This is a genomic window from Nocardiopsis sp. TSRI0078 (assembly GCF_001905145.1).
GTDB lineage: Bacteria > Actinomycetota > Actinomycetes > Streptosporangiales > Streptosporangiaceae > Nocardiopsis.
The window spans coordinates 1-14,887 of record NZ_LWLB01000003.1 but is presented as its reverse complement, the minus strand read 5'-3'; the positions used below and the strand labels follow the sequence as shown (position 1 = coordinate 14,887).

16 protein-coding genes are annotated in these 14,887 nt (G+C 70.1%); 7 read left to right on the top strand and 9 right to left on the bottom strand.

All coding sequences use genetic code 11. The annotated features are described in order from the left end of the window. Nucleotides 1-98: 98 nt before the first annotated feature. The 9 genes from A6A08_RS04765 to A6A08_RS04720 form a co-directional block, all read right to left on the bottom strand. Nucleotides 99-785, bottom strand: a complete 687-nt coding sequence (locus tag A6A08_RS04765) for a response regulator transcription factor (protein ID WP_073701298.1) — start codon at nucleotides 783-785, stop codon at nucleotides 99-101. Continuing rightward, a complete protein-coding gene (locus A6A08_RS04760; protein ID WP_073701297.1) occupies nucleotides 782-1,915 on the bottom strand; it encodes a sensor histidine kinase in 1,134 nt (377 codons plus the stop codon). Before A6A08_RS04760 ends, A6A08_RS04765 begins: the two co-directional genes overlap by 4 nt. Nucleotides 1,916-1,986: 71 nt before the next feature. Beyond that, nucleotides 1,987-2,385 carry a DUF6188 family protein gene (locus tag A6A08_RS04755; protein WP_242422120.1) on the bottom strand — a complete coding sequence of 133 codons (399 nt, stop codon included), beginning with the start codon at nucleotides 2,383-2,385 and terminating at the stop codon, nucleotides 1,987-1,989. Nucleotides 2,386-2,704: 319 nt separating this feature from the next. Beyond that, a complete protein-coding gene (locus A6A08_RS04745) occupies nucleotides 2,705-3,538 on the bottom strand; it encodes a pentapeptide repeat-containing protein (RefSeq protein ID WP_073701296.1) in 834 nt (277 codons plus the stop codon). Between the two features lie 284 nt (nucleotides 3,539-3,822). After that, a complete protein-coding gene (locus A6A08_RS04740) occupies nucleotides 3,823-5,094 on the bottom strand; it encodes an Ig-like domain-containing protein (protein ID WP_073701295.1) in 1,272 nt (423 codons plus the stop codon). A gap of 389 nt (nucleotides 5,095-5,483) precedes the next feature. Then, a complete protein-coding gene (locus tag A6A08_RS04735) occupies nucleotides 5,484-5,918 on the bottom strand; it encodes an ester cyclase (RefSeq protein ID WP_242422119.1) in 435 nt (144 codons plus the stop codon). A gap of 35 nt (nucleotides 5,919-5,953) precedes the next feature. Then, nucleotides 5,954-6,658 (bottom strand): SDR family oxidoreductase, encoded by a 705-nt coding sequence (locus A6A08_RS04730; RefSeq protein ID WP_073701294.1) that lies wholly within the window; start codon nucleotides 6,656-6,658, stop codon nucleotides 5,954-5,956. Further along, the gene (locus tag A6A08_RS04725) at nucleotides 6,655-7,332 is read right to left on the bottom strand and encodes an HAD family phosphatase (RefSeq protein ID WP_073701293.1); all 678 of its coding nucleotides are present in this window, start codon (nucleotides 7,330-7,332) and stop codon (nucleotides 6,655-6,657) included. The genes A6A08_RS04730 and A6A08_RS04725 overlap by 4 nt, the downstream gene beginning before the upstream one ends. Further along, nucleotides 7,332-8,312: an AfsA-related hotdog domain-containing protein gene (locus tag A6A08_RS04720; RefSeq protein WP_073701292.1), complete on the bottom strand. Its 981-nt coding sequence runs from the start codon at nucleotides 8,310-8,312 to the stop codon at nucleotides 7,332-7,334. Before A6A08_RS04720 ends, A6A08_RS04725 begins: the two co-directional genes overlap by 1 nt. Nucleotides 8,313-8,559: 247 nt before the next feature. Between A6A08_RS04720 and A6A08_RS04715 the strand changes: the two genes are divergently transcribed. The 7 genes from A6A08_RS04715 to A6A08_RS04685 all read left to right on the top strand — a co-directional run. Beyond that, nucleotides 8,560-8,835, top strand: coding sequence for an acyl carrier protein (locus A6A08_RS04715; protein ID WP_199866843.1), 276 nt, complete (start codon nucleotides 8,560-8,562; stop codon nucleotides 8,833-8,835). After that, nucleotides 8,828-10,045 carry a beta-ketoacyl synthase gene (locus A6A08_RS04710; RefSeq protein WP_073701290.1) on the top strand — a complete coding sequence of 406 codons (1,218 nt, stop codon included), beginning with the start codon at nucleotides 8,828-8,830 and terminating at the stop codon, nucleotides 10,043-10,045. Before A6A08_RS04715 ends, A6A08_RS04710 begins: the two co-directional genes overlap by 8 nt. Then, on the top strand, nucleotides 10,042-11,202 hold the full coding sequence (locus A6A08_RS04705; RefSeq protein ID WP_073701289.1) for a beta-ketoacyl synthase N-terminal-like domain-containing protein: 1,161 nt from the start codon (nucleotides 10,042-10,044) through the stop codon (nucleotides 11,200-11,202). The genes A6A08_RS04710 and A6A08_RS04705 overlap by 4 nt, the downstream gene beginning before the upstream one ends. Then, nucleotides 11,189-11,941, top strand: coding sequence for a thioesterase II family protein (locus tag A6A08_RS04700; protein ID WP_073701453.1), 753 nt, complete (start codon nucleotides 11,189-11,191; stop codon nucleotides 11,939-11,941). Before A6A08_RS04705 ends, A6A08_RS04700 begins: the two co-directional genes overlap by 14 nt. After that, entirely contained in the window at nucleotides 11,929-12,609 is a 681-nt protein-coding gene (locus A6A08_RS04695; protein WP_083608855.1) for a DUF2306 domain-containing protein, read from the top strand. Before A6A08_RS04700 ends, A6A08_RS04695 begins: the two co-directional genes overlap by 13 nt. Further along, entirely contained in the window at nucleotides 12,606-14,225 is a 1,620-nt protein-coding gene (locus tag A6A08_RS04690; protein ID WP_073701288.1) for an acyl-CoA carboxylase subunit beta, read from the top strand. Before A6A08_RS04695 ends, A6A08_RS04690 begins: the two co-directional genes overlap by 4 nt. A 272-nt stretch (nucleotides 14,226-14,497) precedes the next feature. Beyond that, nucleotides 14,498-14,887 (top strand): biotin carboxylase N-terminal domain-containing protein (locus tag A6A08_RS04685; RefSeq protein ID WP_274534004.1); only part of this gene is annotated, 390 nt, incomplete at its 3' end.

Here is a 14,887-nt window from a genome sequence, read left to right as displayed (position 1 = left end):
GGGCCTGAACCGGGTCGGCCGATGGTACGAGGACGGGGCCGTACTTCGGTCCCGGACGGCCGCGCGTCTTCCCGGGTGCGGTCGGCGCGCGGGCCGGGTCACCGCCGGGGAGCGCCGCCGCGTCCGGACCCGTTCCGGGTGCGGCCGGTCTCGTAGGCCCACATGGCGGCCTCGACGCGGTTGCGGGCGCCGATCTTGGCCATCAGGGCGGCGATGTGGGTCTTGACGGTGCTGAGCGTGATGTGGAACTCGGCGCAGATCTCGCTGTTGGTCCGCCCGCGCGCCACGGCGACCAGGATCTGCTCCTCCCGGTCCGTGAGCGGATCGGTGGGTTGCACCGGAGGTCCGGCGGGCCCGGCGTCGGCGAACGCCTGGAGCAGCCGCGCGGTGACGTTCGGCGCGATGAGCGCGTCCCCGGCCGCCGCCGCACGGACGGCCTGGGCGAGCAGCTCGGGGCCCGCGTCCTTGAGCAGGAAGCCCCGGGCGCCCGCCTTGAGCGCGGCGTGGACGTAGTCGTCCATGTCGAAGACGGTGATGACGACGACGGCGATCGGGTCGGCGACGCCCGGACCGGCGAGGGCGCGGGTGGCCTCGATGCCGTCGAGTCCGGGCATCCGGACGTCGAACAGGCACACCTCGGGCCGCAGCCGCCGGGCGAGCTCGACCGCATCCCGCCCGTCGGCGGCCCCGCCGACGACGTCGATGCCCGGCTGGGCGTCGAGGATCATCGTCAGGCCGGTGCGGACGATCTCCTGGTCGTCGGCGACCACCACCCGGATGCTCATGCCGCCCCGTTCCGGGGCAGCACGGCGGTCACGGTCCATCCCCTGCCGGGGCCGGGCGCGGCCTCACAGGTGCCGCCCAGCAGGTGGGCTCGCTCGACCATGCCGACGATCCCGTGTCCGGGCATCGCGCCCGGGCGCAGCGGACCGGTGTCGCCGTCGTCGCTCACCCGCAGGCGCACCGACGTGCCGTCGGCGGTGACACGGACCTCGACGCGGGTGGCGTTGCGGGCGTGCCGCCGGGCGTTGGTGACCGACTCCTGGGCCAGGCGGTAGACCGCCGTGCCCACGGGAGGAGGAAGGTCGTCGAGGGGACCGTCGAGGCGCACGTCGACGGCCGGGCCCGGCCCGTCCCGGCCCGCGAGCCCTTCGAGGTCGCCCACACCCGGACTGGGCGCCGTCTCGGCCGGTTCGCCGCCGCGCAGGGCACGGACCATGGTGCGCATCTCGGTGAGGGTGCGCGACGCCTCGGCCTCGATCACCCGGAGGGCGTCGACCGCGCTGTCCGGCCGCGACGCCGTGGCCAGTCCCGCCTGGGCGCGGATCGCCATCGCCGAGACGTGGTGGGCGACGGTGTCGTGCAGGTCGCGGGCCAGCCGCTCGCGTTCGAGCAGCCGGACCTGGTCGAACGCGCGGGCCCTGGCCCCGGCCCGGTACCGCAGTGCCGTGCCCAGGGCGCCGACGGAGAACAGGACGGCGAATCCGCCGATCGCGTCGGTCGGGCCGAGGTCGTCGAAGGCGGCCTGGAGGAGGAACTTGGCGAGCACGACCGCCGAGCCCACCACGATCTCGCGCCCGGAACCCCACCGGAACAGCGTGTACGGCAGGAGCAGCAGATACGCCGTCGTGTACATCTGCGCGGAGGAGTCCTCCAGCACCAGCGGGAGCAGCCCCGAGACGCCGAAGGCGATCGCGAGCATCAGCAGCGGCCGGGTGCGGCGCCACAGCAGCGTGGGCACCAACCCGGCGACGACCGCCACCGACAGGACGCGCAGCGGGAGGTCCGGCCTCAGGAGCCCTTCGAGCACCGCGAGTACCACGAGCACCCCTGCGAGAGCCCAGTCCCACCAGGCTCTTGGTGGCAGGGGAGAGGGGCGGGGTTCGTCCCACACGGAACGGAGGAGACCGTGCACGGGACCATGCTACGGGGCCGGTCCGGGCCGCGGATCGGCCCAAAGTACGAGAAGCCGAGTGCTGCCCACGGTCAGCTTTGCCAGCCGGTCTCCCCGCCGGGGCCTACCAGGACGGGATCGAACCCCGAGCCGGTGAGGCTCCACGACTCGTGGTCGGGATCCGGGTTGACGATGAGCCGGGTGTCGTCGTCGAAGCCGAGGAACAGGGTGCCGTTCCCTGTGACCTCGGCTCTGGTGACGGTCCTGGTGAACAGCCCGAGGACCGGTGCCAGAGAGGTCCCGGTCCCCGGCGTCAGGACGGTCCGGTCACCGAGGGCGTTCGTGATGGACAACGCGGTTTCGATGACGAGTTCGCCATCGAGGCGGATACGGCCGTCGGGCCCGTGACCGGTGAAGAGGATCCGGACCTGATGGTCGAAGACGGTACGTGTGACCTGGGCGCCGACCAGTTCTGCGGGGATCCTCACCATGCCTCCAGCCGTATGGGGGCGGCTTCGACCACCGGAGTGCGGACGCGGAACGCGAAAGAGCATACTCACCACCGTTCTATCCGGTCCTCGCTCGAGGCGCACACGGCGGGCGACCGGTTCTCCGGGTGGCGACGGTCCCCGGAATCCGCGAGCGCCGACGACCTCGCGGCCCGCGGCTCGTCCGGCCACCTCTCCTTCGCCTCGCGCGTCGTGAACGGGAGCATGAGGCGCGAGGGGTGGGCGGCGTCACGGTGGATCCTGGGCGTGACGGGGCGGCCCACCGGCAGGTGGACGGGTCGGGCCGTGGACCGGGCCCGGTCTACCAGTGCGCGGGCCGGGTGAGTGTCCGCGGCACCCTGGTCGCTCCGTCGCCCCTGGCCGCGTTGACCTGGGGCTGGGTGAGGAAGAGGCTGTCGGAAAGGTCGGTGCCGCGGATGTCGGCGTCGCGCAGGTCCGCCCCGGTCAGGTCGGCGGTCCGCAGGTCGGCCCCGCGCAGGTCGGCCGCGATGAGGAGGGCGCCGCGCAGGTTCGCCCCGCGCAGCCCGGCTCCCCGGAGGCGCGCCCCCATGAGGTCGGCGCCCCGGTGGTTCCTCCCGCGCCCGGGGACCTTGCTCCGCACCAGTTCGCTGGCCTGTCGCAGCAGGGGGTTCACCTCACCGCGGACGCGGTCCACGTCCACGCCTAGGAGCGTCTCGGCGCTGCCGAGGGTGAGGTGTTCGACCTTCTCCCTCGCGCGCCGCAGGTCGGTGCGGACGGGGCCCGACTCCGGCATCCGCAGGGCCTCGGCCAGGTACCAGAGCAGTTCGTGGAGCCGGTGCATGACCGGGAAGACCTCGAACATCGTGTCGGCCGTCTCGGGGGCCTCCCTCCAGCTCCTCCCGGAGAAGGTGGCCTGGGAGACCTTCTGGCCCGCGCCGAAGCACTCGAAGACGGTGCAGCCGGAAAAGCCCCGCTCCCGGAGCTGGGAGTGGACGCCGCAGCGGAAGTCCCGTGTCAGGTTCCCGCACGGCTCGCCCGCCTCCTTGCTGACGGCGAAGTCCGTGGAGGCCGCGAAGGGGAGGGCGACGCAGCACAGGCCGAAGCAGCTCGCGCAGTCCGCTCGCAGAGCGGGCCGTGGAGCGTCCGGAGCGGAGGGCTCGTGGTCCGGTGACAAGGCGTGCTTCCTTTCCACACCGAGAGAGTCCGGGGCGGCGCCGTCGCCGCTCCAGGCGGTGCCCCTTCCCCCGCGATGGTGGGAAGGGCCGCGTACGCGGGCCGGCGCCGCCTCGGACCCTACGTCACCGGGCCCCGTGCGGGAGCGGAAGCCGCTCCGCGATGCACCGCCCCGCACCGCCGACGGGGCTGCTCGGCGATCCGACGGCGGGCGGTGCGTACGTCATGGGGCTGGGCGTTCTCCTGACACCGACGGTCCAGGTGCCCGGAGCACGGTCACCGGCGTCACAGGCCCTCGCCGTGCACGGGGCCGGGGGTGCCGTTTCCGTCGGTCAGCTGCGGCTCACCGGTGGCGCTCTCGGCCAGCCACTCGTCGAAACCCAGCTGGAAGTAGCTCCAGCCGTTGTGCCACTCGACCTGGCGGTCGGTGCCGGTGGTCTCCAGGACATCGCCCATCAGCGTGTTCTCGTAGAACCACAGGGCGTCCTCCATGCGCAGGTTGGTGCAGCCGTTGGAGGTGTTGGCAGTGCCGATATGGGGGTTGTAGGACGCCTCGTGAACGTACTCGCCGCTGCTGGTGGTGCGTACCGCGTAGGAGACCACGGTGTTGTAGCTGGGAAGGCTGTCGGGGATGGCGGTGCTGCTGGAGTCCATCTCCTCGCGCTCGTGGTGCTCCATGAGGACGTGGACGCCGCTGGTGGTGGTGTTGAAGTGGGTGGTCGCGGCGCCGTTGCTCACCGGGATGGTGCGCTGCTGCTCTCCGTCGACGGTGATGACCATCTCGTGGTCGGGCACGTGCATGGTGGCGATCAGCTCGTGGCCGATCTCGAACTCCAGCCGGTAGTCGCGCAGCCCGTAGACACCCTCGGACGCCTCCACGCCGGCCAGGTGCATGTCGACGGTGACGGTCTGGTACGGCTCCCAGTACTCCTCGGGCCGGAAGACCGCCCTGGTGTCGCTCAGCCACCGCCACGAGCCCCGGACCGGGTGCTCGGAGGTGACCTCCATGGAGTTCTCGACCTGGACCCTGTTGGTCACCGGCAGGTTGAAGTCGACGATGACGGGCATGCCCACTCCCACGGTCTCGCCGCTGGTGGGGGAGTTGGTGGCCAGGTCCAGGCCCTGGCCGGGCGCGGCGGCCAGGGTGGTGAACTCAGCGACGGCCTCGGTCTCGGTGCCGTCCGAGCCCTCGGCGACCGCGGTGACCGTGACCTCCGCGCCGGGGCGCAGGTTCCAGTCACTGACCCATGCGGTGCCGTCCTCGCTGAGGGTGCCGGTCATCTCGTACAGCGAGGGGTCGTCGCTCCCGGTCTCCTCGGCGACGGTCTGGTCCACGTGCACGTCGGTGATGGTGCCGCCCTCGGCCGCCACCCGCACCGGGGTGTTGGGCGCGACCTCGGAGGTGTCCGTCTCGGGTGTGATGCTGATGGAGGCGTCGTCGCCCCCGGTCGCGGCCTGCGGCTCGGTTTCGGTGGGACTGCAGGCCGCGGTCGCCAGCGCGAGCACCGCTATCCCGATGCCGTACCGCCGGATCGCCGCCCCGGGGGACCTGACCATCGCGTCGAACCTCCTGCTGCCGTGTACGCACTCCACACGTAGTAGGACTTGTGGCAGCCGGAAAAGTTTGCCTTTCCCGTGAAGTTTTCTTGGGTTTTCGGTAGTTTCGTCCGTCGGACTCCCGCCACCGTCCATCGCTTCGCCCGCGGCCGAAGCGGTCGGGGCGGCGCCCATGGCAGGACGAGCGCATCACGGCCAGACCGTCCGGACGTCGTACTCCAGTGCACGAAAGAAGCGGTCCGGCCCGGGAAACCGGGCCGGACCGCTTCTTTCGCTGCCTCAAGGCGTTGCACTCGAAAGGACCCGGACCCCTGGCCTCCTGGTCCGTACTGCCTCGTTCGGCTGTCGACCGGTGCGTGTGTCCGGGCCGGAGCCCGGACACACCGCGGTCAGGAGGCGGCCGGGGCCGGCGGCTTGATCTCGATGACGCCCAGCTGCACCAGCAGGTCGAGGTCCTGGCGGCACCCCCAGTGCTCGGTGACCTTGCCGTCCACGAGCTTGTAGATGTGCATCTGCTCGATGGACACCTCGCGGTTGGTGGGAGCGAACCCGAGGAAGTCACCGACGTGCTTGCCCGTGAAGCGCACCCGGATGACCGCGCGGTCGTCCTGGTAGAAGCTGTCCAGGTGCTCCCAGTGCGCGCCCTCGAAGACCGAGTTCATCCACCGGGCCGTACCCAGGTAGCCCTCGGGGCCTCCGGGCGTTCCCGGAGGGGCCTCGTAGTCCACGAAGTCCTCGTGGAGGTACTTGTGAGCCACCTCGGCGTTCAGGTCGTTGAAGATCTCCCCCATCTTCTGGGAGATCTCCAGAACACTCTCGGACATAGTGAAATCCAATCTGTTCGTAGGTTTTCCCGGATTCAGTTTCCGAGCATTCCGCCGCCGGACACGGGAAGGTTCGCGCCCGTGATGTATCCGGCGGACTCACTGGCGAGGTAGTGGACGGCGCCGGCGACCTCCTCGGGTGTTCCGGCCCTCCGGAGCGCCGTCTCTCCGATGAGCTGGTCCCGGCGGTCCCCGGTCACTCCCTGGGCCATGTCCGTGTCGATGAGCCCGGGGGAGACCACGTTGACCGTGATGCCCCGAGGTCCCATCTCCTTGGCCAGCGACCGGGCGAAGCCGAGGAGTCCCGCCTTCGCGGCCGTGTAGTTGGTCTGTCCCGGGGCGCCGGCGAGGCCGGACACCGAGGAGACGAAGACGATGCGGCCGCGGCGGGCCTTCGCCATGTCCGTGAGGACCTCCCGCGCGGTACGCACGGCCCCCAGGAGGTTGGTGGTGACGACCTCCACGAAATCCGCGTCGCTCATGCCCAGCAGCAGGCCGTCGCGGGTGATGCCGGCGTTGGCGACCAGGACCTCGATGGGTCCGTGCAGGCCGCGGGCCTCCTGTACGGCGTTCGCGATCGACGCGGGATCGGTGATCTCGCAGAACACCCCGGACGTTCCCTCCGGCGGGGAACCGGACCGGTGGGTGACCACGACCTTGTCGCCGCCGTCGGCGAACTTGCGGGCGACGGCGAGGCCGATACCCCGGTTGCCGCCGGTCACGAGTACGGAACGGCTCATGGATTGCTCCCGATGGCTGCGGGACGGCCGGTGAGGGCCGCCAGTTCTTCGATGGCGTCGGCGGTGGAGGTGAAGTGGACCGCGTTCCAGCCCGCGGCCCTGGCCCCCGCACAGTTGGCCTCGATGTCGTCGACCAGCACGCACTCGTGCGCCGGGACCCCGGCCTGTTCCTGGGCCAGGCGGAACATCCCGGGCTCGGGTTTGCGGTGACCGACCACGAAGGACAGGACGACGGCGTCGAAGTGGGACTCCGGATCGAGCATGCGACGCCAGTGGTCGTCCCAGGTCGGAACCATGTTCGACAGCATGCCGACGTGAACCCCGGCCTCGCGCTGTTCGGCCAGGGCATGGAGCCAGGCGGTGTTCACCTCACGCCCGTCGAACCAGGCGTCGGCGATCGTCTCCAGCTCCACAGGGGGATGGCCCTCGCCCACCAGGGCCTCACTGATCCGCCTGATCCACTCCCGTTCGCTCACCAGGGGAGTGTCCACCGGCTCCATGACGTCGTCGGTGCCGAATTCCCTGGCGACCTTGAGCGTCGCCCTCTGCAGGGCCCTCGGGTCCATCCCGTGACGCGAGCAGAAGGTCTGCATCGTGTCGGCGATGGGAGGCGTGAGCACACCGCCGAAGTCCGTCCAGACCGCGGTCACCGTCCCCGTGTCCCGTCCGCTCATCAGTGCCCCTCCACACGGCGCAGTGCCACGGAGATCCGGGCGACCTCACGGCCGGGCTGCTCGAAGACCGCCGTGGTGCGCGGCCCGGACGCGTCGCCCTCGGGGCGTTCCGCCCTCACGGTCAGGGGGGCGTCCAGTTCCGCGTAGTTGAGGAAGCCGGCCGCGAACGCCACAGGGTGGTACTCCGAGGGCTCGGACATCCCGAGAAGAGCCAACTGCCGTGCGGCCTCCACCAGCGTCATCGCCGGATAGTGGTCGTAGTCGTGGTCGAAGAGCGCCCTGTTGCCCAGCCAGGGTGTGACGGTCGCGCGGACCGTACCGGATTCGGTGAGGGGCTGGGACAGCACCACGTTGGCGGGGTTGGACCGCCCCACCAGCATCGGCGCCAGAGGCGGGGGAGCCCCCTCCTGGAACTGCGAGGTCGATGGAGCAGGGGTGCCCCTCTGAGAGAGCCGGAGCGCTGCGGCCTGACTGCTCTTGAGAAAGGAGATCCTCATGGTGTGCAGCCCGACCCGCGAGTCGTCCACGTACAGCTGCTGATCGACTCTTCCCCTACGCAGCCGACCCGTACGGGCGCTTGTCTCCTTGAAGAAGACGGTGTCAATGCGCAGCTCGCCCGGCCGGCGGCCGACCACTGTTCCGGGAATCCAGTCGGACTCGTACTCGAAGCCGTCCACGATCATGGTCGTCCCGTCGGGGATCTCCATGTGGGAATGGGAACCCGCGATGGCGGCCTGGCGACAGCACTCGACCATGAGCACCGGATCGAACAGGCGCGTGCGCTGAAGGTGGTCGTTGTAATAGCTGTGTGTCAGGGGCAGTTGGGCCGCGCACCACACCCGGTCCTCCCCGACCGGGAGGATGTCAGTGATGAAGACCTCGGACACGGCCGAGCGGTGCACCAGCCTGCGGTCGATGTTCCGTGAGAAGTCGAGTTCGCGTGGAGGGAAACGCACCTCCTCGCCGACATGAATAGACACCTGCGCTCCTTCACCAACCGATTTCCAGTCAATACGAGACTTGCACATCCACATAAAAGCAGCATGGAGAGTCCGTTGGCGCTTACAAAAACCCATGTTGATCAACTCAGCGCAGCCGATTCACTTCTTTCAGTTCTACCCTGTGCCACTTTGGTGACACTGGCGTTCTCAAGCCCGGGATTTGTGCTTAGCGTTGGCCACGCCCTCGAATCAGAGGCGCTCCCGAACGAAAGGAAGAGGATTTCCCATGGCTACCGAAATGACGAACATCAACCCCGCGAAGGCCAAGGAGCACATCGAGGAGATCGTCAATCAGGAACTCGAACTGGAGGAGGACGAGCTCACCGACGAGGCCGACTTCGTCGAGGAATTCGAGGCCGACTCCCTGTCCCTGATCACGGTGGTCGCACGCATCGAGAAGGAGATGGGCGTCAAGGTTCCCTCCGAGGAGCTCCCCGAGCTCACCAACCTGCGCCTGCTCCACGCCGCCGTCGTCAGGCACGCGGGGGGCTCCGATGCCTGAGAGCAGACGTGTCGCCATCACCGGGCTCGGAGCTGTCAGCAGCATCGGCATCGGTGTCCAGGCGTTCTCCTCCGCCATCTGGGAGGGGCGCGTCGGCGCGTCCACCGTGTCCGCCTTCGACGTGAGCGGCTTTCCCTACCAGAGGACCAGCGAGGTCACCGACTTCGACCCGGACTCCCTTCTGGAGGTACTGAGGCCCGAGGACTGGGGGCGCAGCGGCCTTCTGGCGGCTGCCGCCGCCCGCCAGGCCGCCCAGGACGCCGGGCTCGGGGCGGACGCTCTGTCGGACTCCCGCACCGGATCCGCCATGGGCACCACCAGCGGCGAGTCGACGATCATGCAGAGCTTGTGCGAGCAGTGGGTGGCCGACGGCCTCAAGGGACTGGACCCCTCCCACGTCCGGCAAGCTCCCGCAAGCCAGATCGCGAACGCCGTCAACACCGAACTCGCCCTGACCGGCGAGGCACTCACGATCCCCACCGCATGCTCAGCCAGCAACTACGCCCTGGGCTACGCCTTCGACATGGTCCGGACGGGAGAGGCGGACGGCATGTTCGCCGGCGGCGCGGACGCGGTCAACAGGCACACACACGCCGGTTTCCACCGCCTGGGGGCGCTGGCGGAGGACGTGTGCCGTCCGTTCGACGCCAACCGGAGCGGGATCCTCACCGGAGAGGGCGGCGTAGCCCTCTACCTGGAGCCGCTGGAGCGGGCCCGGGAGCGGGGCGCCCACGTCTACGCGGAGGTGCTCGGCTACGGAGTCAACTGCGACGCCGAACACATGGTCCACCCTGACCCGGTGAGCATCGCCCGGTGCGTCCGGGAGGCCCACGCATCGGCGGGGATCACTCCCGACCAGGTCGACTACATATGTGCCCACGGCACCGGGACGCCCACGAACGACGCGACCGAGATCGAAGCGGTGCGCGACGTCTTCACGGAGTCGCTGCCTCCGATCAGCTCGATCAAGTCGATGATCGGCCACACCATGGGGGCGGCGAGCGGATTCGGTGCCGTGATCTGCTGCATGGCGATCCAGGAGGGGCTGCTCCCGCCCACCGCCAATGTCAGCGAGGTCGATCCCCAGCTCGGCCCCGACCTGGACTGCGTCCCGGGGAGGGCTCGTCCGGCCAAGGTCGACATCGTCCAGAACCACGGGTTCGCCTTCGGCGGCAACAACGTCATCACCATCCTGGGGAGGGCCTTATGACAGCCACCGTGGAGTCCCCCACGGGCCTCACCACGGTCGAACCGATCCCCGTCAGGGCGGTGGGAGTCGTGAGCACGGCCGGCATCGGCCTGGCGCCGCTGGCCGGACTGCTCGTCGACGGCGCCTCCGCCCACACCGAGCCCGAAACCGACGACCTGGGCGACTACCCGCCGGTCCCGGTCCGGCCTGTCGGCGGCTTCCGGCTCGCCGACCACATCGGCCGCAAGGGCACGCGCCATCTGGACCGGCTCACCGGGTTCGGCCTGGTCGCCTGCGGCCTGGCCCTCCAGGCGGCCGAGGCGGCCGGGGCGCCCCAGGCGGCCAAGGACCGGACCGGCATCGTCATAGGTACGAGTACCGGGAGCGTCCAGAGCCTGAGCGAACTCGCCAGGGACACCCTCCTTCAGGAGCGCCCGTACCTCATCAACCCCTCCCGGTTCCCGAACACCGTGATGAACAGCTGTGCGGGGCGCATCGCCATCCGTCACGGGTTCCGAGGTATGAACGCGACCCTGGCCGCAGGGCGGCTCTCCAGCCTGACGGCGTTCCGGCATGCCCGGATCGCGCTGTCCCAAGGCCGAGCCGACCGGCTCCTGGTCGGCGGAGTCGAGGAGCTGACCGCGCCCACGGCCTGGGCCTGGTACCGCAGCGGCGGCCTGGCGGAGGGCACTCCGGTAGGGGAGGGGGGCGCCGTCTTCGACCTGGGCCGGGGAGGCGGTGACGGCGCGGTTCCGGAAGGCGCCGACCCGGCCGTGGCCGAGCTCCTGGGCTGCGAGGTCTCCTTCGCCGCCAGGCGCGGGCTCGGTGCGGCGCTCACACGCGACATCCGTGTGGCACTGACGCGGAGCTCCGTCACTCCCGACCAGATCGACCTGGTCGTGCCGGGGGCGAACGGACACGTCGGCACCGGCCGTGCCGAGGCGCGTGCGCTCTCGGCCGTGGTCGGCGACCGGCCCGCGGTTCCGTTCGTCCAGTCGCTGGGCGAGACCTACAGCGCGAGCGGGGCGCTCCAACTCGCCGCGGTCCTGGCCCTGTGGAGGGTCCGCCCCTCGTCCCGGCGCCGTCACGCGCTCATCACCAACGTGGGTGCGGACGGCAACACCGGTGCCCTGGTGGTACGTGAGAGCGAAGGTGCGCCAGGCGATGCCGCACCCTGATCCGAGCGCCACGGCTGCCCCCCTTGCTCCCGGCGGGCAGCCGCCCCTCCACCTCTTCCTCTTCCACCACGCCGGCGGATCCGCGAGCCACTACCGCCGCTGGCTGCCGAAGTTCCCGCCGGCGTGGCGGGTGCGTCCACTGTCCCTGCCGGAAAGCGATCCGGACTGGGCCACGGCGGTCGACCACCTCGCCTCCGCCATCGGCGACCACACCCGTGGGCCGTACGCGCTCTTCGGCCACAGCATGGGCGGACTCCTGGCCTTCGACGTCACCGCCCGCCTCGAAGCACGGGGAGAACGCCCGCCGGTGTGGCTGGGGGTGTCCGCCTACCCCCAGCCCGCACCGAACGAGCCCGGCCGCCACCTGATGCCCTCCGAGCGTCTGCGCGAGCTGGCGGCACGCCTGGGCGGCCTCCCCCGGATCGTCCTGGAGAGCGACCACCTGTGGCCGGAAGTCGAGGCGCGGCTACGCCGGGACCTCGCACTGCTGGAGTCCCGAACGGCGGGAACGCCGCGCGTCCGCACCCCCTTGTCCCTGTACTGCGGTCAGCAGGATCCCGTGAGCGGCCCCAGCGGGATGCCGGGGTGGCAGGGGCTGGCCTCCCGCATGCTCGGAGTCCGCGTCTATCCGGGCGGCCACTTCTACTTCCAGAACCGCGTCTCCGACGTCGTCCACGACATCGTCCACGACATCCGTCACTGTCTCCCCGACGAAAGGGGCGAACCTTGCGTGCCCTGACGCGTCACGGCCCCACGGCCATGGCGTCCGTGTGTGCGGCCGTGGCCCTGTTCTCCCTGGCTGCCTACCTGACACTGGACCCGGAGTCCTCCCGGGTGGACATCCGCCAGGACACCCCGTCGCACTACCCGCTTCTCCTCGTCCATATCGCCACGTCAGTCCTGGCTCTCTGCCTGGGCACCCTCCAGTTCGTACCGGCGCTCAGGCGGGGACAGGTGCACAGGACCATCGGACGGATCTACCTCTTCGCCGGGGTGTTTCCCGGAGCGGTCAGCGGGTTCTGCGTCGCGGTGCTCACCACCTACGGCCCCACGGCGCAGTTCGGGTTCGGCATGCTGTCCGTGCTGTGGTTCGTCACGGCGGTACAGGGCCTGCGGGCGGTGCGGGCCGGACGTGTGGCCGAGCACCGGGAGTGGATGATCCGCCAGTACGCCCTGCTGCTCGCGGCGGTCACCCTCCGAGTGCTCCTCCCGTTCCTGATCGTCCTGTACTCGCCGCAGCTCGACACCGTCTACGGCGGGGACCAGGAGACCTTCTTCCGCGAGGTCTACCAGGTCGTCCCGTGGCTGTGCTGGGTGCCCAACCTCGTCATCGCCGAGTGGTTCCTGCGACGCCGCGAGGCCACCAAGCGCGGACCAGACCACGCCCCCCTGGAGAAGATTCGTTGACCACCACAGATCCACGTCCGGCCCCGGCCCCGACCGGTCGGCCGGCTTCCGACACGGCCGCGCGGCTGACCATCCGGGAACGCCTCGCCGAACTCGACCTCGTCCGGGCCGAAGCGCTGGCCCCGGGAGGCGACCGTGCGGTCAGGGCCCAACACGACCGAGGAAAACTCACCGCGAGGGAACGCATCGAGATCCTTCTCGACCCGGAGTCCTTCCAGGAGGTCGAGGCTCTGCGGCGCCACCGCGCCACCGAGTTCGGCCTGAAGGACAAGAAGCCCTACACCGACGGAGTCGTCACCGGCTGGGGCACCGTCCACGGACGCCGTGTGTTCGTCTACGCCCACGACTTCAGGATCTTCGGCGGTGCTCTGGGTGAGGCGCACGCCGAGAAGATCCACAAGGTCATGGACCTGGCGGAGGCGGCGGGGGCGCCGCTGATCGGACTCTGCGACGGCGCCGGGGCCCGCATCCAGGAAGGCGTGACGGCCCTGGCCGGCTACGGCGGGATCTTCCGCCGCATCGTCCGCAACTCCGGCGTCATACCCCAGATCAGCGTGATCATGGGTCCGTGCGCCGGAGGTGCGGCCTACGCGCCCGCCCTCACCGACTTCGTCTTCATGGTGCGGGACACCTCGCAGATGTTCATCACCGGACCGGATGTGGTCACCGCGGTCACCGGCGACACCATGACCATGGACGAACTGGGTGGCGCCCGGGTCCACGAGACCTCGTCTGGGGTGGCGACCCTGGCCTATGACGACGAACGCACCTGTCTGGAGGACGTCCGCGACTTCCTCACCTTCCTGCCCTCCAACAACCGCGAACTCCCTCCTCCGGAACCGTCGGACGACCCGGTCGACCGCTCCAACGACGCCTTGCTGGACGCGGTGCCCGACAGCCCCAACCAGTCCTATGACGTCCTGCGAGTCATCGAGGAGATCGTTGACGACGGGGAGTTCTTCGAAGTGCATCCCGCGTGGGCCGGGAACATCGTCTGCGGGCTGGCCCGTCTGGGCGGGCAGACCGTGGGTGTGGTCGCGGACCAGCCCGCGGTCCTCGCCGGGGCACTGGACATCTCCGCCTCGGAGAAGGCGGCCCGCTTCGTCCAGTTCTGCGATGCCTTCAACATCCCACTCGTCACGTTGGTGGACGTTCCCGGATTCCTTCCGGGAGTGGAGCAGGAGCACCAGGGCATCATCAGGCACGGCGCGAAGCTGCTGTACGCCTACTGCGACGCGACCGTGCCCCGCATACAGGTCATCCTGCGCAAAGCCTACGGCGGCGCCTACATCGTGATGGACTCCCGGTCCATCGGCGCCGACCTGTCCTATGCCTGGCCTGGAAACGAGATCGCCGTCATGGGGGCGGAGGCCGCCGCCAACGTCGTCTTCCGCAAGGAGATCGCCGCCGCGCCGGACGCGGAGGGCAGGCGCGCCGAGAAGATCGCCGAGTACCGGCGTGAACTGATGCACCCCTACTACGCGGCCGAGCGCGGGCTGGTCGACGACATCATCAGTCCCGCCGACACACGCAGGACACTGATCCGCTCCTTGGACGTACTCCGTGACAAGCACCGGGACCTGCCGTCCCGCAAGCACGGAAACCAGCCGACGTAGCGGGCCCGAAGGCCGACCGTCGAGAGAGGGAGGAAGCATGCAGACGAGTCCTGGGCGCTCCCACGGCTTCGGAGTACTCACCCACGGAATGACCGAGGAGGAGGTGGCCGCGGTGATCACCGCCGTGTACGGGTTGTCCCGGATGAAGGGGGCGGACGCGGAGGGCTCTGGTCCAGGGCGTGCCAACTGGTTCCGACGGAGCGAGAGACCAGCGGTACGACCGTCATGGCGCGGTCGGCCCGGACACGGCATGGAGAGGGAGCAGTACCACCGTGCGTAAAGTACTGATCGCCAATCGCGGTGAGATCGCCGTGCGTATCGCCCGTGCCTGCCGCGACGCGGGGCTGGCCAGCGTCGCGGTCTACGCCGAGCCCGACCTGGACGCCCTGCACGTCAAGATCGCCGACCAGGCCCACACCCTGGGCGGGTCCACCCCCGCCGACTCCTACCTGGACATCGACAAGCTCCTGGACGTGGCCCACCGCACGGGCGCCGACGCCGTCCACCCCGGGTACGGGTTCCTGGCCGAGAACGCCGACTTCGCCCAGGCCGTGATCGATGCCGGGCTGACCTGGATCGGCCCCCCGCCCGCGGCGATCACCGCCCTGGGCGACAAGGTCCAGGCCCGCCACATCGCGCAAAGGGTCGGCGCCCCGCTGGTG

Coding starts and splice junctions, on each gene's coding strand:
- A6A08_RS04710 (WP_073701290.1), top strand. CDS start 8,828: ATGCCTGAGAGCAGACGTGTCGCCATCACCGGGCTCGGAGCTGTCAGC.
- A6A08_RS04740 (WP_073701295.1), bottom strand. CDS start 5,094: ATGGTCAGGTCCCCCGGGGCGGCGATCCGGCGGTACGGCATCGGGATA.
- A6A08_RS04700 (WP_073701453.1), top strand. CDS start 11,189: ATGCCGCACCCTGATCCGAGCGCCACGGCTGCCCCCCTTGCTCCCGGC.
- A6A08_RS04765 (WP_073701298.1), bottom strand. CDS start 785: ATGAGCATCCGGGTGGTGGTCGCCGACGACCAGGAGATCGTCCGCACC.
- A6A08_RS04715 (WP_199866843.1), top strand. CDS start 8,560: ATGGCTACCGAAATGACGAACATCAACCCCGCGAAGGCCAAGGAGCAC.
- A6A08_RS04725 (WP_073701293.1), bottom strand. CDS start 7,332: ATGAGCGGACGGGACACGGGGACGGTGACCGCGGTCTGGACGGACTTC.
- A6A08_RS04735 (WP_242422119.1), bottom strand. CDS start 5,918: ATGTCCGAGAGTGTTCTGGAGATCTCCCAGAAGATGGGGGAGATCTTC.
- A6A08_RS04705 (WP_073701289.1), top strand. CDS start 10,042: ATGACAGCCACCGTGGAGTCCCCCACGGGCCTCACCACGGTCGAACCG.
- A6A08_RS04755 (WP_242422120.1), bottom strand. CDS start 2,385: ATGGTGAGGATCCCCGCAGAACTGGTCGGCGCCCAGGTCACACGTACC.
- A6A08_RS04730 (WP_073701294.1), bottom strand. CDS start 6,658: ATGAGCCGTTCCGTACTCGTGACCGGCGGCAACCGGGGTATCGGCCTC.